An 18,205-nucleotide genomic window follows, 5' to 3' on the forward strand; every position below is an offset into this window, starting at 1 on the left:
CGGGAATGTCGCAGGCGGGAGGTAGCCTCCGTGCATGGCGGATACCTCGACCCAGTCGATCCAGGTCCATGCGCCCCTCGACCGAGTGGCCGCGGTGATCAGCGACTTCCCGCGCTACACCGAGTGGGCCGAGGCGATGAAGCAGGTGGAGGTCCTCGAGGAGTACGAGGACGGTTACGCCTACCGTGTCCGGTTCGTCATCGATGCCGGGGTCATGGCCGACGACTACACGCTCGAATACGCATATGCCGACGATCTCTCGCGCATCGAGTGGCATCTGGTGGAGCCTTCGAAGACGCAGAAGTCGCAGCGCGGGTCCTATGACCTGACCGAGGGCGACGGCGGCGGCACGACAGTGACGTACACACTCGAAGTTGAGCTCTCGATCGGGATGCTGGGCATGTTCCGCCGCAAAGCCGAAAAAATGATCATGGACACGGCGCTCAAGCAGCTCAAGCGCCGGGTCGAGAGCCTGCCGAGCTGAGGACGTTCTAGCGGGGAGGTTTTCCATGGCCGGATCGGCACGGGAAGAGGCCGAGAAGCTCGTCGCCACGGTGCTGGCGCGGGCGGTGGCGGGGCAGGCCTTCAACGATCGGCGCTGGGCTACGGGCGAACCCGAGTGCTGCGTGTGCCCGGTGTGCAAGGCCATCGCGGCCATGCGCGACCCGAGCCCCGAGACGGCGGCGCGCCTGGCCGGCAGCGCGAGCGACCTGGCCGGCTCGGTGGCCGGGCTGTTGCGCTCGGTCTCGGCCATCGTGGGCGAGAAGCCCAAGCCGAAGCCGCCTCCCGCGCCGGCCCGGCCGGGCAACGCCGACCAGACCTGGTCGGCCGTGACACGAGCCGACAGCAACACGGCCGACTCGGCCTGGGCGGCGGCCATCAACGCCGAGGCCGAGCTCAACGCCGACGCCGACGCAGCGGCTGCCGGCGATGGCGTCACTGCCTTTTCTCCGGACGAAACGGATATGTCCAGAGATAGAGGAGTGGAGCGGAGGGGTGACGCGGGGGCCGGCAAGGACCCGGGGCGGGCCGGGGTTTTCGGGGACGCGGCGAGCGACGACCCGTGGTCGGCCGCGACCGTGACCAGCGCGGCGGCTGTGGCCAAGAAGCATGCCGCCGAGCTGGCGGAAAGGCGGGCGGCGATGGCCCGGAAACATGCCGCCGAGCTGGCCGAAAGGCGGGCGGCGGCGCTGCGGGCGGCGGCCGAGGCCGAGCGGCGGGTGGCCGAGGCCGCGGAGCTGGCCAAAGCACGAAGGGCGGCCGCGGGCGATGCCCAGACGGCGAACGGTCCCGTGGAGAGCTCGCGCGGGCCCCGAAGGCCTGATGTGTGGGCCGCGGCCACCGCTGATGCGGGTGTTGCCGACATGGCGCCGGGCCCGGCGGTGGATCATGATGTGGCGGGCGCTCAGGCGGCCGGTGAAGTGGGCGACGACGAGGCGGGCAGTGCGGCCCGTGACGACGACGCCTTGCGTTGGGACAAGTGAGGGGACGGGCAGCGTGACGCTGACCATCGGAGTCGACGTCGGCGGCACGAAAGTGGCCGGAGGGGTGGTCGACGAGCACGGCACGGTGCTGGCGTCGAACCGCCGGAGCACCCCGGCCGAGGACCCGGCCGGCACCCGGGACACGATCGTCGAGGTCGCGACCGAGCTGGCGCAGCAGTTTCCGCAGGCCACCGCGGTCGGCATCGGTGCGGCGGCGTGGATCGACGCGCCCGGCGCCACCGTGCTGTTCGCCCCCAACCTGGCCTGGCGGGACGAGCCGCTGCGCGACTACGTGAGCAAGGCTGTCGGGCTGCCCACCGTGCTCGAGAACGACGCCAACGTCGCCGCCTGGGCCGAATTCCGGTACGGCGTGGCCCGCGAGGCCGACGACTCCATGGTGATGATCACCGTGGGCACCGGGATCGGCGGCGGCATCGTGCTCAACGGCAAACTGTGGCGCGGCGCGAACGGCATCGCCGGGGAACTCGGCCACATCCAGTCGGTGCCCGACGGCCACCCCTGCGGCTGCGGCCGGCTGGGCTGCCTCGAGCAGTACGCAAGCGGCAACGCGCTGGTCCGGTTCGCCCGGGCGGGCGCGCGGCAGGAACCGGACCGGGCGGCGAAGCTGCTGGAGCTGGCGGGCGGCGACCCGCTGGCCATCACCGGCCGGCAGATCACCGAGGCGGCCCGGGCCGGCGACGGCGTGGCCTGCGACGCGTTCGGCCAGATCGGCTACTGGCTCGGGGTGGCGATGGCCGACCTGGCCCAGAGCTTCGACCCGCAGATCCTGGTGGTCGGCGGGGGCGTGGTCGACGCCGGCGACCTGCTCATGGCCCCGACTCGCAACACGTACCGCGACCAGCTCAAGCAGCGCGGTCGCTTCCCGGTGGCCGACGTGCGGGCGGCCGAGACGGGCAACACGGCGGGTGTGGTCGGCGCGGCCGACCTGGCGCGACGCGTCTGAGTCGGCGGAGGTCACCAGGATGTCCGGCGCCTCGCTGCGGGTGGTCAGCTACAACGTGCACGGCCTGAAGGACGACCGGGCCGCCCTGATCGGGCTGGTCCGCGATCTGGCGCCCGACGTCCTGGTCGTGCAGGAGGCGCCGCGCCGGTTCCGCTGGCGGCAGAAGTGCGCGTCGCTCGCCGACGACCTGGGCATGGTGGTGGCGGCCGGCGGTCTGCCCTCGTTGGGCAACCTGCTGCTGGTCAGCCTGCGGGTGGCGGTGCACGAGACGTGGTGCATGCGCTACCCGCTCACCCCGGGCCGGCATCTGCGCGGCGCCGCGTTCGCCCGGGGCTCGGTGCGCGGCGGCAGCTTCACCGTCTCGGGCTCTCACCTGGCGACCGACCCGGCCGAGCGGCCCGTCCAGGCGGCGCTGTGGAAGCAGGAGCTGAGCAAGGTCGAAGGGCCGGTGATCGCCGCGGCCGACCTCAACGAGGGCCCGGGCGGCGGCGCGTGGCGCACGGTGGAGGACGGCCTGACCTCGTACGGGGAAGCGCCTCTGACCTTCCCGGCCACGCTGCCCAACCGGCGGATCGACGGCATCTTCGTCACCCCCGACATCAGAATCGAGAAGTACGAGGTCGTCGAATCCGACCGGGCCCGCCGGGCGAGTGATCATCTTCCGGTGGTCGCGGACCTCGTGCTCCCTTCCGAGTAAGGCTCGGGTTCTGGCAATATCGCCGGGTGCCCGACACTCCCGACATCGCCGACCGTCATGACGCCGTGTGTGTCATCGGGGCCGGAGCCAGCGGTCTCGCCGCGATCAAGAACCTGCGTGAGCACGGTTTCGAGGTCGACTGCTACGAGCGGGAGACGTCGGTGGGGGGCGCGTGGAACTGGCGCCACGACCGCAGCCCGGTCTACGCCGGCACCCACCTGATCTCCTCCCGGCCGCTGACCGAGTTCCCCGACTTCCCGATGCCGGACACCTGGCCCGACTATCCGGACCACAAGCAGGTGCTCTCCTACCTGGAGCGATACTCCCGGCATTTCGACCTGGAGAGCGACGTCTGGTTCGGCACCGAGGTCGTCTCGGTCGTGCCGGTCGGCGACGGCCGCTGGGACATCACGACCCAGTCCACCGGCGGCGGCTCCTCGCGGGTGCAGCGGTACGCCGGGGTGGTCGTGGCCAACGGGCACAACTGGGCGCCGTCCAAGCCCAAGATCCCCGGCGAGTTCGGCGGCCAGCTGATCCACTCGGCCAAGTTCAAGGACCCGGCCCAGCTGCGCAACCGCAAGGTCCTGGTGATCGGCGGCGGCAACACCGGCTGCGACATCGCGGTCGAGGCGGCCCAGCAGGCGACCACGGTCTGGCACTCGACCCGCCGCGGCTACTGGTACGCCCCCAAGTACGTGCTCGGCCGCCCGGCCGACCAGGTCAACGACCGCATGCTCCAACTTCGTCTGCCGCTGCGCCTGCGCCAATGGCTCTATCGCCGCGCGCTCGCGCTGACCACCGGCGACCTCACCCGATACGGCCTGCCCGAGCCCGACCACCGCCCGTACGAGAGCCACCCGGTCGTCAACAGCCAGCTGCCGTACTACCTGGGCCACGGGCGGATCACCCCGGTGCCCGATGTGACCGGTTTCGACGGCGCCTCGGCCGTGCTCGCCGACGGCCGCCGGATCGAGCCCGACCTGGTGATCACCGCGACCGGTTACCGCCCGCGCTTCGAGTTCCTCGCCCCCGAGTTGCTCGACACCGGCGAGGACGGCCGCCCCGACCTTCATCTGCACGCGTTCGCCCGCAAGCACCCGACGCTGGCCGTGGTGGGGCTGGTGCAGGCCGACTCCGGGCTGTTCCCGCTGGCGCACTGGCAGAGCGTGGCGGTCGCCCGCTGGCTGCGGCTGCGCGCCACCGACCCCGAGCGGGCCACGGCCGTACAGCAGAAGGAATCGACCCGGCCGATCGCGAGCTGGTCGCGGCGGCGGATGCTGCCGGGCCGGCGGCACTGGTTCGAGGTCGGCCACACCGACTACCTGCGGGCCATCGAGGGCCTCCTGCACGAGATGGAGCCCGCGAAGTGAAGTCGGATCTGCTGCGCTTCGAGGACTGGACGAAGCCGGTGCCGCCGGTCGAGCGTGAAGTCGTCTCGATGACCGAGGAGACGGACGCCAAGCTGCCGCCTTTGCTCTTCGTGCCCGGCCTCGGTCACGGAGCGTGGGCCTTCGCCGAGCACTGGCTGCCCGCGACCGCGGCCCGCGGCTTCCCGGCGCATGCCCTCACCCCGCGCCCCGGCGGCGACCTGCGGGCCCACGCCCACGACGTCGTGCAGGTGGCCGCGTCCCTGCCGCGCCAGACGGTGCTCGTCGGTCACGGCACCGGGGCGCTCGTGGTGGCGTACGCGATGGGCCGTTACCCGGCGAAGGCGGCGGTGCTGGCCGCCCCCGTGATGGACGGCTGGCCGGCCCTGTGGACCGCGCTCCGGGCCAACCCGCTGGGCACGCTGCCCGCCGTCTTCGGGGGCCGGCTGCGCCTGAACCGCCGACAGCTGTTCGGCGCCGGGATGCCGGACGAGCGCGCCCGCGAGATTCTGGACCGCATCGACGCCCGGCCCGGCCGCGAACTGGTCACCCACGATCCCGCGCCCCGCCCGGCCGGCAACCCGCCGGTGCTGGTGGTGGGCAGCCCCGACGACCGGGTCGTGCCGCGCAAGTCGCTGGACCGCACGGCGACCCGATACGGCGGCGCGCCGCTGCTGTTCCCCGGCATGGGCCACGACCTGCTGCTCGACGTGGCCTGGGCCGAGCCGATCGAGGCGATCCTGGACTGGCTGGGCAAGGAGCTAGGGGACTAGCGCCTGGGCCTGTTCGAGCGAGGTCAGATAGGCGCGCGCCCAGGCGTGGATGTCGTTGCTGGTGATGTACGCCCGCATCGCCTTCATCCGGGCGGCCAGGTCGTCGGGCGCGGCCGCCAGGGCCTGCAGCAGCGTCTCCTTGAGCCCGTCGACGTCGTGCGGGTTGACCAGAAACGCGTCCTCGAGCTCGGCCGCCGCCCCGGCGAACTCGCTGAGCACCAGCGCGCCGCTGTTGTCGCGCCGGGCCGCCACGAACTCCTTGGCGACCAGGTTCATGCCGTCGCGCAGCGGGGTCACCACCATGACGTCGGCGGCCTGATAGAGCGCGGCCAGGTCGGCCCGGTCGAACGGCTGGTTGAGGTAGTGGATGGCCGGCTCGCCGACCCGGCCGTACTCGCCGTTGATCCGCCCGACCTCACGCTCGATCCGGTCGCGCAGCCCGCGGTAGCTCTCCACGCGTTCCCGGCTCGGCACGGCCACCTGCACCATCACGGTGTCGCGGAGCTTGATCCGGCCGTCGCGAAGCAGTTCCGAGTACGCCGTCAGACGGTGCTCGATCCCCTTGGTGTAGTCGAGCCGGTCGACGCTGAGCAGCACCCGCTTGTGCGTGCCGAGGTCGTGCCGCAGCTGGCGGGCCTGCTTCACCACGTACGGCCGGGCGTTGAGGCTCCGCATCTCGGCGACGTCGATCGAGACCGGGAACGCGCCCGTCCGGACCACCCGGTCGTCGAGGACTATCGCGTCGTCGGCGCCGTGCGCCCCCAGCAGCTTGGTCGCGAGCTGGGCGAAATTGTGGGCCGCCTGGGGCCGCTGGAAGCCGACCAGGTCGGCGCCGAGCATGCCGCGCAGCAGCTCGACCCGGCGGGGGAGCTGCATGAACAGCTCGGGCGGCGGGAACGGCACGTGCAGGAAGAAGCCGATCCGGAGGTCGGGCCGCAGTTCGCGGATCATCTGGGGAACCAGCTGCAGGTGGTAGTCCTGCACCCAGACCGTGGCGCCGGGCTCGGCCACCTCGGCCGCGGCCTCGGCGAAGCGCCGGTTGACCGAGCCGTAGGTGAGCCACCACTCGCGATCGAAGACGGGCTGTTCGACCGCGTCGTGATAGAGCGGCCAGAGCGTCGAGTTGGCGAAGCCTTCGTAGTAGCCGCGGAAATCGTCCTCGCTCATCGTCACCGGGCGCAGCCGCAGGGTGCCGATGTCGGGCAGATCGCGCCCGGGTCCGAGGTCGCCGTCCCAGCCGATCCAGGTCGCCGGGGTCTGCTCGAGGATCGCCCGCAGGGCGCCGGCCAGGCCGCCCGGACTTCGCCGCCACTCGCACGCTCCGTCGGGCGCGACATTGTCATCGAGCGGGAGACGGTTGGCGACGACGACCAGCGAACTCTGGCGCATCACCGAAGGTTATCGGATGGCTACCCAGATATATACCGACGGTGGTCTATGGAACATTTCACACCGGAAAGTCAGACCACAGCGCCGTCGTCGTAGTCGTCCTCGTCGTCGCCGGAGCGCAGCCGCCACACCAGCGTCACCGCGCCGCCGACGATCGCCGCGAAGCCGAGCATGGTCACGTAGTCGCGGTCGATCGGCAGCACGGTCGGGAAGATGAAGAGCAGGAAGCCGACCACCACGCCGAGCACGCCGAGGACCGCGTACTTCGAGATGCGCGGCAGCGGCGGGGGCGGCGGCGGGACATAGCGCTCCTCCTCGTCGTCCTCGTCGCCCGGCAGGTCGGCGCCGAACGTGTCGAGGCCGTCGAGCAGCGAGGGGTCCTCGGCGGGCGGGTCGGTGCGCCGCCGGTTGAGCGAGACGCCGGAGAAGTCGGCCGCGTTGGACAGCCCGCCCGTGCGCGGCGGCTCCTTGGGGCGTTCGATGCCCTCGGAGGCCGGCCACGGCTCGGCGGTCGGGTCGACCGTGGTGTGGAAGCCGGCGACGATCTTGGCCCACTCGGCCTCGACATCGACGTTTTTCGCGGGCTCGGCGGTCGGGTCGGCGGGCGGCGGCATGGGCGGCTCGCCGCCGGTCACCTTGTGCAGGTGCTCGCGGGCCACGTCGAGGTGGATGCGGTCGACATAGAGCCGGTCGATCGGCCGCGCGGGCAGAGTGGTGGCGCGCAGAATGGGATTGAGATCGGCCGTGGGCTGCAGGTAGGCCGCGATTCCGCCGGCCGCCAGCACGTCGAGTAAGTGTTCGCCGACGCGCGGATCCACGTCGCCCGCGACCGCGTAATCGGCCGCGTCGAGCCCGTTGTCCCGCCGCCCGCGGCGGGCGCCACCCGCTGTCACTCCTGCACACTCCCTCGCCGACCGTGCCTTGAATGGTGACACGTCTTGGACAGTCTGCGGGAGTGCGTTGTGGCGCGCCGTCCCGCTTCGTACGCTTCCTAGACGCCCGGACGTCCCGGAAAGGACACCGTGTTCTACTGGCTGCTCAAGTACGTGGTCCTCGGACCGGTGCTCAAGCTTCTCTTCCGTCCCGATGTGCGCGGGCTGTCCCACCTGCCCCGCAGCGGGCCGGTGATCCTCGCCTGCAACCATCTGTCGTTCTCCGACTCGATCTTCACACCCCTGATGGTGGACCGTAGGGTGACGTTCGTCGCGAAAGCGGAGTACTTCACCGGCAAGGGGATCAAGGGCTGGCTCATGCGCCAGTTCTTCAGTGGAACGGGGACGATTCCGGTCGACCGTTCGGGCGGCAAGGCTGCCCAGGCGGCTCTGGACACGCTGCTGCGGGTGCTGCGCGAGGGCGGCGTCGCGGGCATCTATCCCGAGGGCACGCGCTCGCCCGACGGCCGGCTCTATCGCGGCAAGACCGGGGTGGCCCGGCTCGTGCTCGAGAGCGGGGCCGTCGTGGTTCCGGTCGCGCTGCTCAACACCGACGAGATCCAGCCGACCGGCACCCTCATTCCCAAGATCAAGCGCGTACGCATGAGGTTCGGCGCGCCGCTCGACTTCTCCCGCTACCAGGACGCCAAGGGCGACCGCTTCGTCGAGCGGGCCATCACCGACGAGATCATGTTCGAACTCATGGCGATGTCCGGCCGCGAATACGTTGACATGTATGCAAGCAAGCTCAAGACCACGGTCGAGAGCCCGGTCAGCTCACATTCATCCCCGCGCGACGCCGCAGCGCCTGCAGATCGGTGACCACGATGCGGCGGCCCTCGGTGCGCAGCCAGCCGCGGCTGGCGAACGAGCCGATCGCCTGATTCACGCTCTGCCGGGAGCCGCCGGCCATCTCGGCCAGCTGGCTCTGGTTGAGCTCGATCGTGATCATCGGAGCCTGGCTCTCGCCGGCCAGCCGCACCAGCGTCTTGGCCACCCGTCCGGGCAGGTCGAGGAAGACGTGATCGGTGTTCTGCTCGGTCAGGCGGCGGATCAGCGCGCCGACCGAGCGCATCACCGCGTCGAGGATGCGCGGGTTCGCGTGCACCAGGTCGATGAAGGCGGACCGCGAGAGCGTGAGCGCCTGGCAGTCCTCGATGGCCTCGGCCGAGGCGCTGCGGGCCGACGCGTCCAGAAGGGACACCTCGCCGAGCACGTCGGGCGGGCGCACCACGGTGAGAACCGCGCGTTCCCCGGTCGGGGCCGTGCGGAAGATGGCCACGGCGCCACGCTTGAGAATGATCAGTGATTCGCCGGGGTCGTGCTCGACGAAGATGATCTGTCCTTTGCGGTACGTACGCGGGACTGCCGTGGCGATGACCCGTTGCCGGACGTCCGGCTCCAGGCCGGCGAACATCTCCACGCCGGTCAGCGCGTCGCCGTTGTCCGGCATGCGATGGTCCACGGCGTCATCCCTCCCCCGGTGGGGGCCGCGTCGGCGAGTGGCCGCGCCGGGCCCCGCGACGCGAACGATCACTCTTAGCACACAGCAACCCACCGGCGCCATTTATCAGCACCTGTACCGGCGGCGCCTCATAGGATCATGTCGCGCTGGTCGCTATCTGTAAACACCTGAATGCCATGAGTGAAAGTCGCTCGGGTTGAGGTCTCGTTCGGACATCACCCAGCCAGTCCGTCGCTTTTACCGGTTCTGCCGCGATAATCCCGCCGTGCCGGATGCCGAACTTCTTCGATCGACTCTGCGGGACGAGTGGCATCTCGTGCCCAGCGAGATCACCGCCCTGGACGACGTGCTGCTGTCCCGTGGATGGGAGGTGATCGCCGGATCGGACACGTACGTCGTCCGGCTGTGCGACGCCGAAGCCCGGCTCCCGGTCGAGGCCGGGCTGGCCGCCACCGAGCTTCTGCGCGGCCGGGACATCGCGGCCGGCCGGCCCGTCCGCACCCTGTCCGGCGGGCTCACCGCCCAGACCGAGGCCGGGGCGCTGGCCGTGCTGCACCGGGTGCCCGGCCGCCGCCTGGACGGCCGCGACCCGGTCGACCAGCAGTGGTGGGGCGATCGCCTGGGTGCCGTGCACCGGGCCCTGCAGGGCTTTCACCATCCGGGCCTGCGGTCCTGGCAGCCGCTCGACGCCGAGGCCGCCCACCTGGACGCCGAGCCGTGGCTGCGGGCCGCGGTGGCCGAGGCGTCCGCCGCCGCCACCCGGCTGACCATCACCGACCGGCTCACGTACGGGGTCCTGCACGGCGACCCCGCGCCCGGCGTCTTCGTGCTCGACCCGGGCACCGGCCGCGCCGGGTTGCTCGACTGCGGGGCCAGCGGGGTCGGCCCGCTGGTCTACGACGTGGCCGCGGCTGTGCTCTACGCCGGGGGAGTGGCACGGGCCCACGAACTGCTCGACGGATATCTCGCGGCCGGCCCGGTCGAGGCCGGCGAACTGGAGGCGGCGCTGCCCGTGCTGCTGCGACTGCGCTGGGCGGTCAAGGCCGACCGGGCGGCCCGGCGGGGGAGCCCGGCGGCCCTGCGACGCGCACGGGAGGCCCTGGAGTCCACCCCCGGCTGACCATGGTCCAGGATAGGAGCCGATGGGCTACCGCTATTTTTACGACTGCGAATTCATCGAGGACGGGCGCGTGGTCGACCTGGTCTCGATCGGTGTCGTCGACGAGTTCGGCCGCGAGTTCTACGCGGTCAGCACGGAGTTCGACGACAGCCGGGCCATTCCCTGGGTGCGGCGCAACGTGCTCGACAAGCTGCCCTCGCCGTCCGACAAGGCCTGGCGCTCGCGCGAGCGGATCCGCGACGACCTGTACGCGTTCCTCAAGGAGCCGATCGCGGGCCGTGACGAGCAGATCGAGCTGTGGGCCTGGTTCGCGGCGTACGACCACGTCGCGCTGGCCCAGCTGTGGGGCGCTATGCCGGCCCTGCCGCGCGACATCCCGCGCTTCACCAAGGATCTGCGCCAGCTCTGGGACGACAAGGGCCGCCCGCCGCTGCCGACCATGTCGGGCCGGCACGACGCGCTGGTCGACGCCCGGCACAACCTGGCCCGGTGGCGGGCGATGGGTGGCTGAGCCCTCGTTTGGCCGGTTCTTTACCGGGAACGATTCCCGGTATGACTGACATCGAGCAGGAGCGCCGCGACAAGGTCAAGAGCATGATCGCGGACGCCCGGATCTGCATGCTGACCACGATGACCCCGGACGGCAAGCACGTCAGCCGCCCGATGGCCCTGCAGGACGTCGAGTTCGACGGCGACCTGTGGTTCTTCACGTACTCCGACTCCGACCTGGTCGAGCAGATCGCCGTCCACCCGAGTGTCAACGTGTCGTTCAGCGACCAGAAGCAGAACAACTGGGTCTCGCTGGCCGGCACGGCCGTCCGCACCGACGACCCGGCCAAGGCCAAGGAGCTGTGGAGCGCGCCGCTCAAGGCCTGGTTCCCGGACGGTCTCGAGACGCCGAACCTGACCCTGGTCAAGGTGCACGCCGACACCGCCGAGTACTGGGAGGCCGCGCACAGCTCGAAGGTCGTGACGCTGCTCGGCTACGCCAAGGCCGCCGTAACCGGAAAGACCCCGGACGCCGGGGAGAACGAAACAGTCCGGCTTTAGCGGGGCGGCTGCATCCGGGTGGTGGGCGGCGACTAGAGTTCGGGTCGCGGCCCGCCCCGGACCGGCAACGCTGCCGACAATTCTCCCTGGGGCTCGACGGGCTATCTGCTTCTCGCATACCCGATACAGGGAGGACGAGCAAAACATGCGTATCGGCGTGCTCACCGGCGGCGGCGACTGCCCCGGTCTCAACGCGGTGATCCGGGCGGTGGTCCGCAAGGGCGTCGCCGCTTACGGTCACGAGTTCGTCGGCTTCCGCGACGGCTGGAAGGGCCCGCTCGAGGGTCTGACGAAGCCGCTCGGCATCGCCGAGGTCCGCGGCATCCTGCCCCGTGGCGGCACCATCCTGGGCTCCTCGCGCACCAACCCCTTCAAGATCGAGGGTGGCGTCGAGAGGATCAAGGCCAACCTGGCCGAGCAGGGCGTGGACGCGCTCGTGGCGATCGGCGGCGAGGACACCCTCGGCGTCGCGACCAAGCTCAACGATCTGGGCGTCAACGTCGTCGGCGTGCCCAAGACGATCGACAACGACCTGAACGCCACCGACTTCACGTTCGGCTTCGACACCGCGGTCAACATCGCGATGGAGGCCATCGACCGGCTGCACACCACGGCCGAGTCGCACCACCGCACCCTGGTCGTCGAGGTCATGGGCCGGCACGCCGGCTGGATCGCGCTGCACGCCGGCCTGGCCGGTGGCGCCAACGTGATCCTGCTGCCCGAGCGTCAGTTCGACGTCGAGCAGGTCGCGACCTATGTGACCAAGCGCTTCCAGGTCGAGTACGCGCCGATCGTCGTGGTCGCCGAGGGCGCGCAGCCGCTCGACGGCCAGATGGCTCTGCAGAACCAGGAGCTCGACTCGTTCGGCCACGTCCGCCTCGGCGGCATCGGCCAGTGGCTCGCCCAGCAGCTGGAGGAGAAGACCGGCAAGGAGGCGCGCACCGTCGTCCTCGGTCACATCCAGCGCGGTGGCACCCCGTCGGCGTTCGACCGGGTGCTCGCCACCCGGTTCGGCCTGCAGGCGATCGACGCCGTCAACGAGGGCGATTTCGGTAAGATGATGGCGCTGCGGGGCACCGACATCGTGCGCGTGCCGCTGATCGACGGCACCGGTGAGCTCAAGACCGTGCCGCTGTCGCGGTACGAAGAGGCTGAGGTCTTCTTCGGCAGCTAGGTCGAGCTTTCGTAAGGGGCGGCCATCTGGTCGCCCCTTATGTGTTTCCAGAGGGGCGCGGGAATGACCAAGCACAGTGTCGCCGTGATCGGCGCGGGCAAGCTCGGCGAGCTGGTCCTGTCCGGACTGCTGCGCTCCGGCTGGACGCCGCAGCAGGTGCTGGCCACCACCCGCCGTCCCGAGCGCGCGGCCGAGCTGGCCGAGCGCTACGGCATCCGCCCGGTGCTCAACCTGACCGCCGTCACCCAGGCCGACGTGCTGCTGATCGCCGTCAAGCCGCAGGACGCGGGCAAGCTGCTCGACGAGTTCGGCATGAAGGTGCCGCCGGGCACGCTGGTCGTCTCGCTCTGCGCCGGCCTGCCGACCGGCTTCTTCTCCGATCGCCTGCCCGGCGGCATCCCGGTCGTGCGGGTCATGACCAACACCCCCGCCCTGGTCGACCAGGCGATGACCGCGATCTCCCCGGGGCCGTACGCGACGGACGAGCACCTCGCGATCACCGAGGAGATCTTCCAGCCGCTCGGCCGCACCCTGCGCGTGCCCGAGGGCCAGCAGGACGCGGTGACCGCGCTCTCCGGCTCCGGTCCGGCGTACTTCTATCTGCTCGTGGAGGCCATGGTCGACGCGGGCATCCTCCTCGGCTTGCCCCGCCACGTCGCCCACGAGCTGGCCGTGCAGACCGCCGTCGGCTCCGCGACGATGCTGCGCGACTCGGGCGAGCATCCGGTCCGCCTGCGCGAGTCGGTCACCTCGCCCGGCGGCACCACCGCCTCGGCCCTGCGCGAGCTCGAGAAGCACGGCCTGCGCGCGGCCTTCCTGACGGCTCTCGAGGCGGCCCGCGACCGGGCCCGCCAGATCGCCACCGAGATGACAGCTCCTAGTACCAAATAGCGATCTTCGAGCCGTTGGTCTCCTCGGGCGGGCTGGGATGGCTCAGCGCCGTCCCGGTGGCCATGCGGTGGGCCGACCAGGCCACGGCGGCCGCGTCCAAGATGTCGTCCGGCGGCGCCTGACCGGCCGGGCCGATCTGGTCGGGCAGCACGATGCCGTTGCGGGCCAGCAGCTCGCGGCGCCGGGCCTGACCGGTCCAGGTCTTCTTGGCGTACTGCAGAGGCTCGCCCGCCATGGTGCGGAACGAGACCTCGGGGTGCGCCTCGAACAGCAGGCCGGGGTGCCGCTCCCAGATCGCGTTGGCCTCGAGCAGCTTGGGCCGCAGCGCCCAGGACTGCCGGCTGAGCCCGGCCCCGGTCAGCTCGCGGCAGAGCCGGTTGGCCGCGGTGAAGTCGGACTCCTGCCAGACCGCGCGCGGCGGCACCCGGAACACGCTGCCGCGCCTCGGTCCCAGCTGGTCGGCCGCGAGGGTGTCGGCGGCCCGCCAGCGGTCGGGGAGCATGCCCAGCGGGATGTCCACGCCGATCACCGAGGCGCCGGAGCTGCCGACGACTATCTCGTAGAGCGTGGAGGCCAGCACGGCCCGGCCGAACGCGCCGTCACGCAGCTCGACGCCGACCCAGCCGAGCGCGTACGCATCGACACCTATAACTCGGACACTCATCGGCGGCGTGCGGCCAATCGGACAACGACGTCGGGGATGGTCATGAACGCAGACTACGCGCTGTGTCCGTCAGTGTGCACCCCGTAGCGGTCGGTGCGACAAAGTTAAGCCTTTGCGTAATCCCTCGACACTGTCTTGACGATTATGAATGCCTGTGACTACGGTCTCCTCCAACGAACTTTTTGGAAAGTTTCCTAACTGTTCAAAGAGGAGCCCCAGTGCAGAAATCCCTCCGCCGCGCCACCTGGGTTTCGGCGATCGTAGTGGTGGCTGCCACCGCTGCGATCCCGGCCACCCAGGCGTCGGCCGCTGCGGCCTGTGCCCCCGCGTGGTCCTCCACCGCTGTTTACGTCAAGGACAACCAGGCCTCCCAGAGCGGCCACAACTACACCGCGAAGTGGTGGACCCAGGGCGAGTCGCCCGCCACCAAGAGCGGGCAGTGGGACGTCTGGATCGACAACGGCGTCTGCGGCGGCGGTACGACACCCCCCACCACGCCTCCGACCACGCCCCCCACTACCCCGCCGACCAAGCCCCCGACGACACCCCCCACGACGCCTCCGACCACGCCGCCGACGACCACCCCGCCCGGCACCAGTGGTAAGAACGTCGTCGGCTACTTCGCCCAGTGGGGCGTCTACGGCCGTCAGTACTTCGTGAAGAACCTGGTCACCTCGGGCTCGGCCGCGAAGCTTTCGCACATCCTGTACGCGTTCGGCAACACCACCGGCGGCCAGTGCACGATCGGCGACGCCTACGCCGACTACGACATGGCCTACACCGCGGCCAACAGTGTGGACGGCGTCGCCGACACCTGGGACGCCGGCGCGCTCCGCGGCTCGTTCAACCAGCTGCGCAAGCTCAAGAAGGCGTACCCGAACATCAAGGTGATCTGGTCGTTCGGCGGCTGGACCTGGTCCGGCGGCTTCACCCAGGCCGCGGCCAACCCGACCGCGTTCGCCAACTCCTGCTACAACCTGGTCAAGGACCCCCGGTGGTCGGACGTCTTCGACGGCATCGACATCGACTGGGAGTACCCGAACGCCTGTGGCCTGAGCTGCGACGCGTCCGGCCCGGCCTCGTACAACAACGTGATCTCCGCGCTGCGCACCAAGTTCGGCCAGAACTTCACGATCACCTCGGCGATCACGGCGGACGGCTCGAACGGTGGCAAGCTGGACGTGGCCGACTACGCGTCGGGCATCTCGAAGCTGAACCTGGTCTTCCCGATGACCTACGACTACTTCGGCGCGTTCGCCCCGCAGGGCCCGACCGCCCCGCACTCGCCGCTCACCTCGTACTCCGGCATCCCGACCGCGGGCTTCAACTCCGACGCCGCGATCCAGAAGCTGAAGAGCAAGGGCGTCCCGGCCAACAAGATCCTGCTCGGCGTCGGCTTCTACGGCCGCGGCTGGACAGGTGTCACGCAGGCCGCACCGGGTGGTTCCGCGACCGGCGCCGCCCCCGGCACCTACGAGGCCGGCATCGAGGACTACAAGGTGCTCAAGAACAGCTGCCCGGTCACGGGCACGGTCGGCGGCACCGCGTACGCCAAGTGCGGCAGCAACTGGTGGAGCTACGACACCCCGTCGACCATCGCCGGGAAGATGAACTACGTGAAGCAGCAGGGTCTCGCCGGCACCTTCTTCTGGGAGTTCTCCGGTGACACCAGCAACGGCGAGCTGATCACCGCGATCAAGAACAACCTCTGATCTCTGCCCCTCCTCAGTAAGGAAGCGGGGCACCGGCCGCAAGGCTGGTGCCCCGCTTCCGTACGCTTTCCCTCATGCAGCGAGAGTGGCATCAGCTCAGCTACCCGGGGGTGGGCAACCCGGCCCTGCAGACCTCCCGCCCGTCCACCGACTCGGCCGAGGACGAGGCTCTGGGCCTCGACCGCTGGCGCACCATGCCGCGGGTCCAGATGCCGCCGTGGGCCGACATGGACGAGGTCGCCTCGGTCTGCCAGGTGCTCGACAACGTGCCGTCCATCGTGGCGCCCTACGAGGTCGACCAGCTGCGGGTCAAGCTGGCCGACGTGTGTGAGGGCCGGGCGTTCCTGCTCCAGGGCGGCGACTGCGCCGAGACGTTCACCGACAACACCGAGAGTCACCTGCTCGCCAACGCGCGCACCTTGCTGCAGATGGCGGTCGTGCTGACGTACGGGGCCTCGATGCCGGTGGTGAAGGTCGCGCGCGTCGCCGGGCAGTACACCAAGCCCCGCTCGGCGCCGACCGACTCGCTCGGCCTCCCGGCCTACCGGGGCGATCTGATCAACTCGCTCGACGCCAACGAGTCGGCCCGCGTCGCCGACCCGCAGCGCATGATCCGGGCGTACGCGAACTCGGCCGCGGCGATGAACATGCTGCGGGCCTACCTGGCGGGCGGCCTGGCCGACCTGCACGGGCTGCACGACTGGAACAAGGACTTCGTGCGCGCCTCGCCGGCCGGGGAGCGTTACGAGGCCATCGCCCGCGAGATCGACCGCGCCCTCGACTTCATCCGGGCCTGCGGCATGACCGACAACGAGGCCCTGCGCACGGTCAGCCTGTACTGCTCGCACGAGGCGCTGGCGCTGGAGTACGACCGCGCCCTGACCCGGGTCAGCGACGGACGGGCGTACGGGCTCAGTGGTCATTTCCTGTGGATCGGCGAGCGCACCCGGCAGCTCGACCACGCGCACATCGACTTCATCAGCCGCATCGCCAACCCGATCGGCGTGAAGCTCGGCCCCGGCACCTCGCCCGAGACGGCGATCGAGCTGTGCGAGAAGCTCAACCCGAACAACATCCCGGGCCGGCTCACGCTGATCAGCCGGATGGGCAACGGCCGGGTCCGCGACGCGCTGCCGCCGATCGTCGAGAAGGTGCACGCCACCGGGGCCAAGGTCGTCTGGCAGTGCGACCCGATGCACGGCAACACCCACGAGTCGTCCAACGGATACAAGACCCGCCACTTCGACCGCATCGTCGACGAGGTGCTCGGCTACTTCGAGGTGCACCGTGGCCTGGGCACCCACCCCGGCGGCATCCACATCGAGCTGACCGGCGAGGACGTCACCGAGTGCCTGGGCGGCGCGCAGGGCATCGAGGACCTCGACCTGCCGGGCCGCTACGAGACGGCTTGCGACCCCCGGCTGAACACCCAGCAGAGCCTCGAGCTCGCCTTCCTGGTAGCGGAGATGCTTCGTGGTTGATCTTCGATCCGACACGGTCACCCGGCCCACCGCCGAGATGCGGCAGGCCATGGCGTCCGCCCCCGTCGGTGACGACGTCTTCGGCGACGACCCGACGGTCAACGACCTCGAGGCGTACGTCGCCGAGCTGTTCGGCCACGAGGCGGCGCTGTTCGCCCCGTCGGGCTCGATGGCCAACCAGATCGCGCTGCAGCTCCACGTGCAGCCGGGCTCCGAACTGCTGGCCGGAGGCGATGCGCACGTCGTCACGTACGAGCTGGGGGCGGCCGCGGCCCTCGGCGGCATCTCGACCCGCACGTGGCCGTCGGTCGGCGCCGATCTCGACGTCGAGCAGATCGCCGCGATGATCCGGCCGGTCGGCTATCCGTCGGTGCCGACCCGGGCCATCGCCGTCGAGCAGACCCACAACCTGGGCGGCGGTTCCGTCGTGCCGCTCGACGTTCTGCAAGCCCTGCGGGAGCTGGCCGACCGGTCGAGCGTCGGACTCCACTGTGACGGCGCCCGGATCTGGCACGCGCACGTCGCCGACGGGGTGCCGCTGGCCACCTACGGCGCGCTGTTCGACACGCTCTCGGTCTGCCTCTCCAAGGGTCTCGGCGCCCCGGTCGGCTCGCTGATCGTCGGCAGCCGCGAACGGATGGCCCAGGCCCGGGTGATCCGCAAGCGGATGGGCGGCGGCATGCGCCAGGTCGGCATCCTCGCCGCGGCCGGCCGGTACGCGCTGGACAACCACATCGAGCGCCTGGCCGACGACCACGCCCGGGCCCGCAAGCTGGCCGAGGCCCTGGCCCCGCTGGGAGTGGTCGACCCGGCCCGGGTCCGCACCAACCTGGTGCCGCTCGACCTGTCCAAGTCGTCGCTCGACTCGCCGACGCTGGCCGCCCTGGCCGCGAAGCAGGGCGTGCACATCTCCCCGATGCTGCCCGACATCGCGCGCGTGGTCACCCACCTCGACGTCGACGACGAGGCCATCGACCAGGCGATCGTCGTGCTGGGCGGACTCCTGCAGGGCGCATGATGAGTTGCTTCGAGATAGTCCGCT

The 18,205-nt window shown here is 70.6% G+C and carries 19 protein-coding genes; 15 read left to right on the forward strand and 4 right to left on the reverse strand.

All coding sequences use genetic code 11. The features are described from left to right. The first annotated feature begins 34 nt into the window (after positions 1-34). From ACZ3I4_RS38040 to ACZ3I4_RS38065, 6 genes are all read left to right on the forward strand, one after another. A complete protein-coding gene (locus tag ACZ3I4_RS38040; protein WP_465386960.1) occupies positions 35-484 on the forward strand; it encodes an SRPBCC family protein in 450 nt (149 codons plus the stop codon). 25 nt (positions 485-509) lie between these two features. Next, positions 510-1,484 (forward strand): hypothetical protein, encoded by a 975-nt coding sequence (locus tag ACZ3I4_RS38045; protein ID WP_465386961.1) that lies wholly within the window; start codon positions 510-512, stop codon positions 1,482-1,484. A 13-nt stretch (positions 1,485-1,497) separates the two neighbouring features. Then, positions 1,498-2,448 carry an ROK family glucokinase gene (locus tag ACZ3I4_RS38050; protein WP_465386962.1) on the forward strand — a complete coding sequence of 317 codons (951 nt, stop codon included), beginning with the start codon at positions 1,498-1,500 and terminating at the stop codon, positions 2,446-2,448. Positions 2,449-2,467: 19 nt separating this feature from the next. Continuing rightward, entirely contained in the window at positions 2,468-3,145 is a 678-nt protein-coding gene (locus ACZ3I4_RS38055) for an endonuclease/exonuclease/phosphatase family protein (RefSeq protein WP_465386963.1), read from the forward strand. Positions 3,146-3,171: 26 nt separating this feature from the next. After that, a complete protein-coding gene (locus ACZ3I4_RS38060; RefSeq protein ID WP_465386964.1) occupies positions 3,172-4,515 on the forward strand; it encodes a flavin-containing monooxygenase in 1,344 nt (447 codons plus the stop codon). A gap of 68 nt (positions 4,516-4,583) precedes the next feature. Then, complete coding sequence (locus tag ACZ3I4_RS38065) at positions 4,584-5,285, forward strand: alpha/beta hydrolase (RefSeq protein WP_465387062.1); 702 nt, start codon at positions 4,584-4,586, stop codon at positions 5,283-5,285. On the opposite strand, the gene ACZ3I4_RS38070 is transcribed toward ACZ3I4_RS38065, so the two are convergent. Together ACZ3I4_RS38070 and ACZ3I4_RS38075 are read right to left on the reverse strand one after the other, a co-directional pair. Continuing rightward, on the reverse strand, positions 5,274-6,674 hold the full coding sequence (locus ACZ3I4_RS38070) for an alpha,alpha-trehalose-phosphate synthase (UDP-forming) (RefSeq protein ID WP_465386965.1): 1,401 nt from the start codon (positions 6,672-6,674) through the stop codon (positions 5,274-5,276). The genes ACZ3I4_RS38065 and ACZ3I4_RS38070 overlap by 12 nt on opposite strands. Positions 6,675-6,745: 71 nt before the next feature. Continuing rightward, complete coding sequence (locus tag ACZ3I4_RS38075; protein WP_465386966.1) at positions 6,746-7,567, reverse strand: DUF308 domain-containing protein; 822 nt, start codon at positions 7,565-7,567, stop codon at positions 6,746-6,748. Positions 7,568-7,696: 129 nt separating this feature from the next. Here ACZ3I4_RS38075 and ACZ3I4_RS38080 point away from each other — a divergent pair, with 129 nt between their 5' ends. Further along, complete coding sequence (locus ACZ3I4_RS38080) at positions 7,697-8,428, forward strand: lysophospholipid acyltransferase family protein (RefSeq protein WP_465386967.1); 732 nt, start codon at positions 7,697-7,699, stop codon at positions 8,426-8,428. Here the strand turns inward: ACZ3I4_RS38080 and ACZ3I4_RS38085 are convergent. Continuing rightward, positions 8,379-9,059 carry a Crp/Fnr family transcriptional regulator gene (locus ACZ3I4_RS38085; RefSeq protein WP_465387063.1) on the reverse strand — a complete coding sequence of 227 codons (681 nt, stop codon included), beginning with the start codon at positions 9,057-9,059 and terminating at the stop codon, positions 8,379-8,381. The two genes, ACZ3I4_RS38080 and ACZ3I4_RS38085, sit on opposite strands and share 50 nt — an antisense overlap. Before the next feature lie 277 nt (positions 9,060-9,336). On the opposite strand from ACZ3I4_RS38085, the gene ACZ3I4_RS38090 reads away from it, so the two are divergent. The 5 genes from ACZ3I4_RS38090 (at position 9,337) to proC (ending at position 13,306) form a co-directional block, all read left to right on the forward strand. Beyond that, positions 9,337-10,191 (forward strand): phosphotransferase enzyme family protein, encoded by an 855-nt coding sequence (locus tag ACZ3I4_RS38090; protein ID WP_465386968.1) that lies wholly within the window; start codon positions 9,337-9,339, stop codon positions 10,189-10,191. A gap of 22 nt (positions 10,192-10,213) precedes the next feature. Further along, on the forward strand, positions 10,214-10,702 hold the full coding sequence (locus tag ACZ3I4_RS38095; protein WP_465386969.1) for a polyadenylate-specific 3'-exoribonuclease AS: 489 nt from the start codon (positions 10,214-10,216) through the stop codon (positions 10,700-10,702). Positions 10,703-10,743: 41 nt separating this feature from the next. Further along, the gene (locus ACZ3I4_RS38100; RefSeq protein WP_465386970.1) at positions 10,744-11,241 is read left to right on the forward strand and encodes a pyridoxamine 5'-phosphate oxidase family protein; all 498 of its coding nucleotides are present in this window, start codon (positions 10,744-10,746) and stop codon (positions 11,239-11,241) included. 145 nt (positions 11,242-11,386) lie between these two features. Beyond that, the gene (locus tag ACZ3I4_RS38105) at positions 11,387-12,415 is read left to right on the forward strand and encodes a 6-phosphofructokinase (RefSeq protein WP_465386971.1); all 1,029 of its coding nucleotides are present in this window, start codon (positions 11,387-11,389) and stop codon (positions 12,413-12,415) included. A 63-nt stretch (positions 12,416-12,478) separates the two neighbouring features. Further along, on the forward strand, positions 12,479-13,306 hold the full coding sequence (gene proC, locus ACZ3I4_RS38110; protein WP_465386972.1) for a pyrroline-5-carboxylate reductase: 828 nt from the start codon (positions 12,479-12,481) through the stop codon (positions 13,304-13,306). Here proC and ACZ3I4_RS38115 read toward each other — a convergent pair. Continuing rightward, positions 13,293-13,970, reverse strand: coding sequence for a DUF429 domain-containing protein (locus tag ACZ3I4_RS38115; protein WP_465386973.1), 678 nt, complete (start codon positions 13,968-13,970; stop codon positions 13,293-13,295). The genes proC and ACZ3I4_RS38115 overlap by 14 nt on opposite strands. 218 nt (positions 13,971-14,188) lie before the next feature. Between ACZ3I4_RS38115 and ACZ3I4_RS38120 the strand changes: the two genes are divergently transcribed. The 3 genes from ACZ3I4_RS38120 to ACZ3I4_RS38130 all read left to right on the forward strand — a co-directional run bounded on the left by ACZ3I4_RS38120 (position 14,189) and on the right by ACZ3I4_RS38130 (position 18,181). Further along, positions 14,189-15,682, forward strand: coding sequence for a glycosyl hydrolase family 18 protein (locus ACZ3I4_RS38120; RefSeq protein WP_465386974.1), 1,494 nt, complete (start codon positions 14,189-14,191; stop codon positions 15,680-15,682). Between the two features lie 74 nt (positions 15,683-15,756). Beyond that, positions 15,757-17,163: a class II 3-deoxy-7-phosphoheptulonate synthase gene (locus ACZ3I4_RS38125; protein ID WP_465386975.1), complete on the forward strand. Its 1,407-nt coding sequence runs from the start codon at positions 15,757-15,759 to the stop codon at positions 17,161-17,163. Continuing rightward, positions 17,156-18,181, forward strand: a complete 1,026-nt coding sequence (locus ACZ3I4_RS38130) for a threonine aldolase family protein (RefSeq protein ID WP_465386976.1) — start codon at positions 17,156-17,158, stop codon at positions 18,179-18,181. Before ACZ3I4_RS38125 ends, ACZ3I4_RS38130 begins: the two co-directional genes overlap by 8 nt. The last annotated feature ends 24 nt before the right edge of the window (positions 18,182-18,205 follow it).

The sequence above is a fragment of the Actinoplanes sp. NPDC021490 genome, assembly GCF_055562135.1.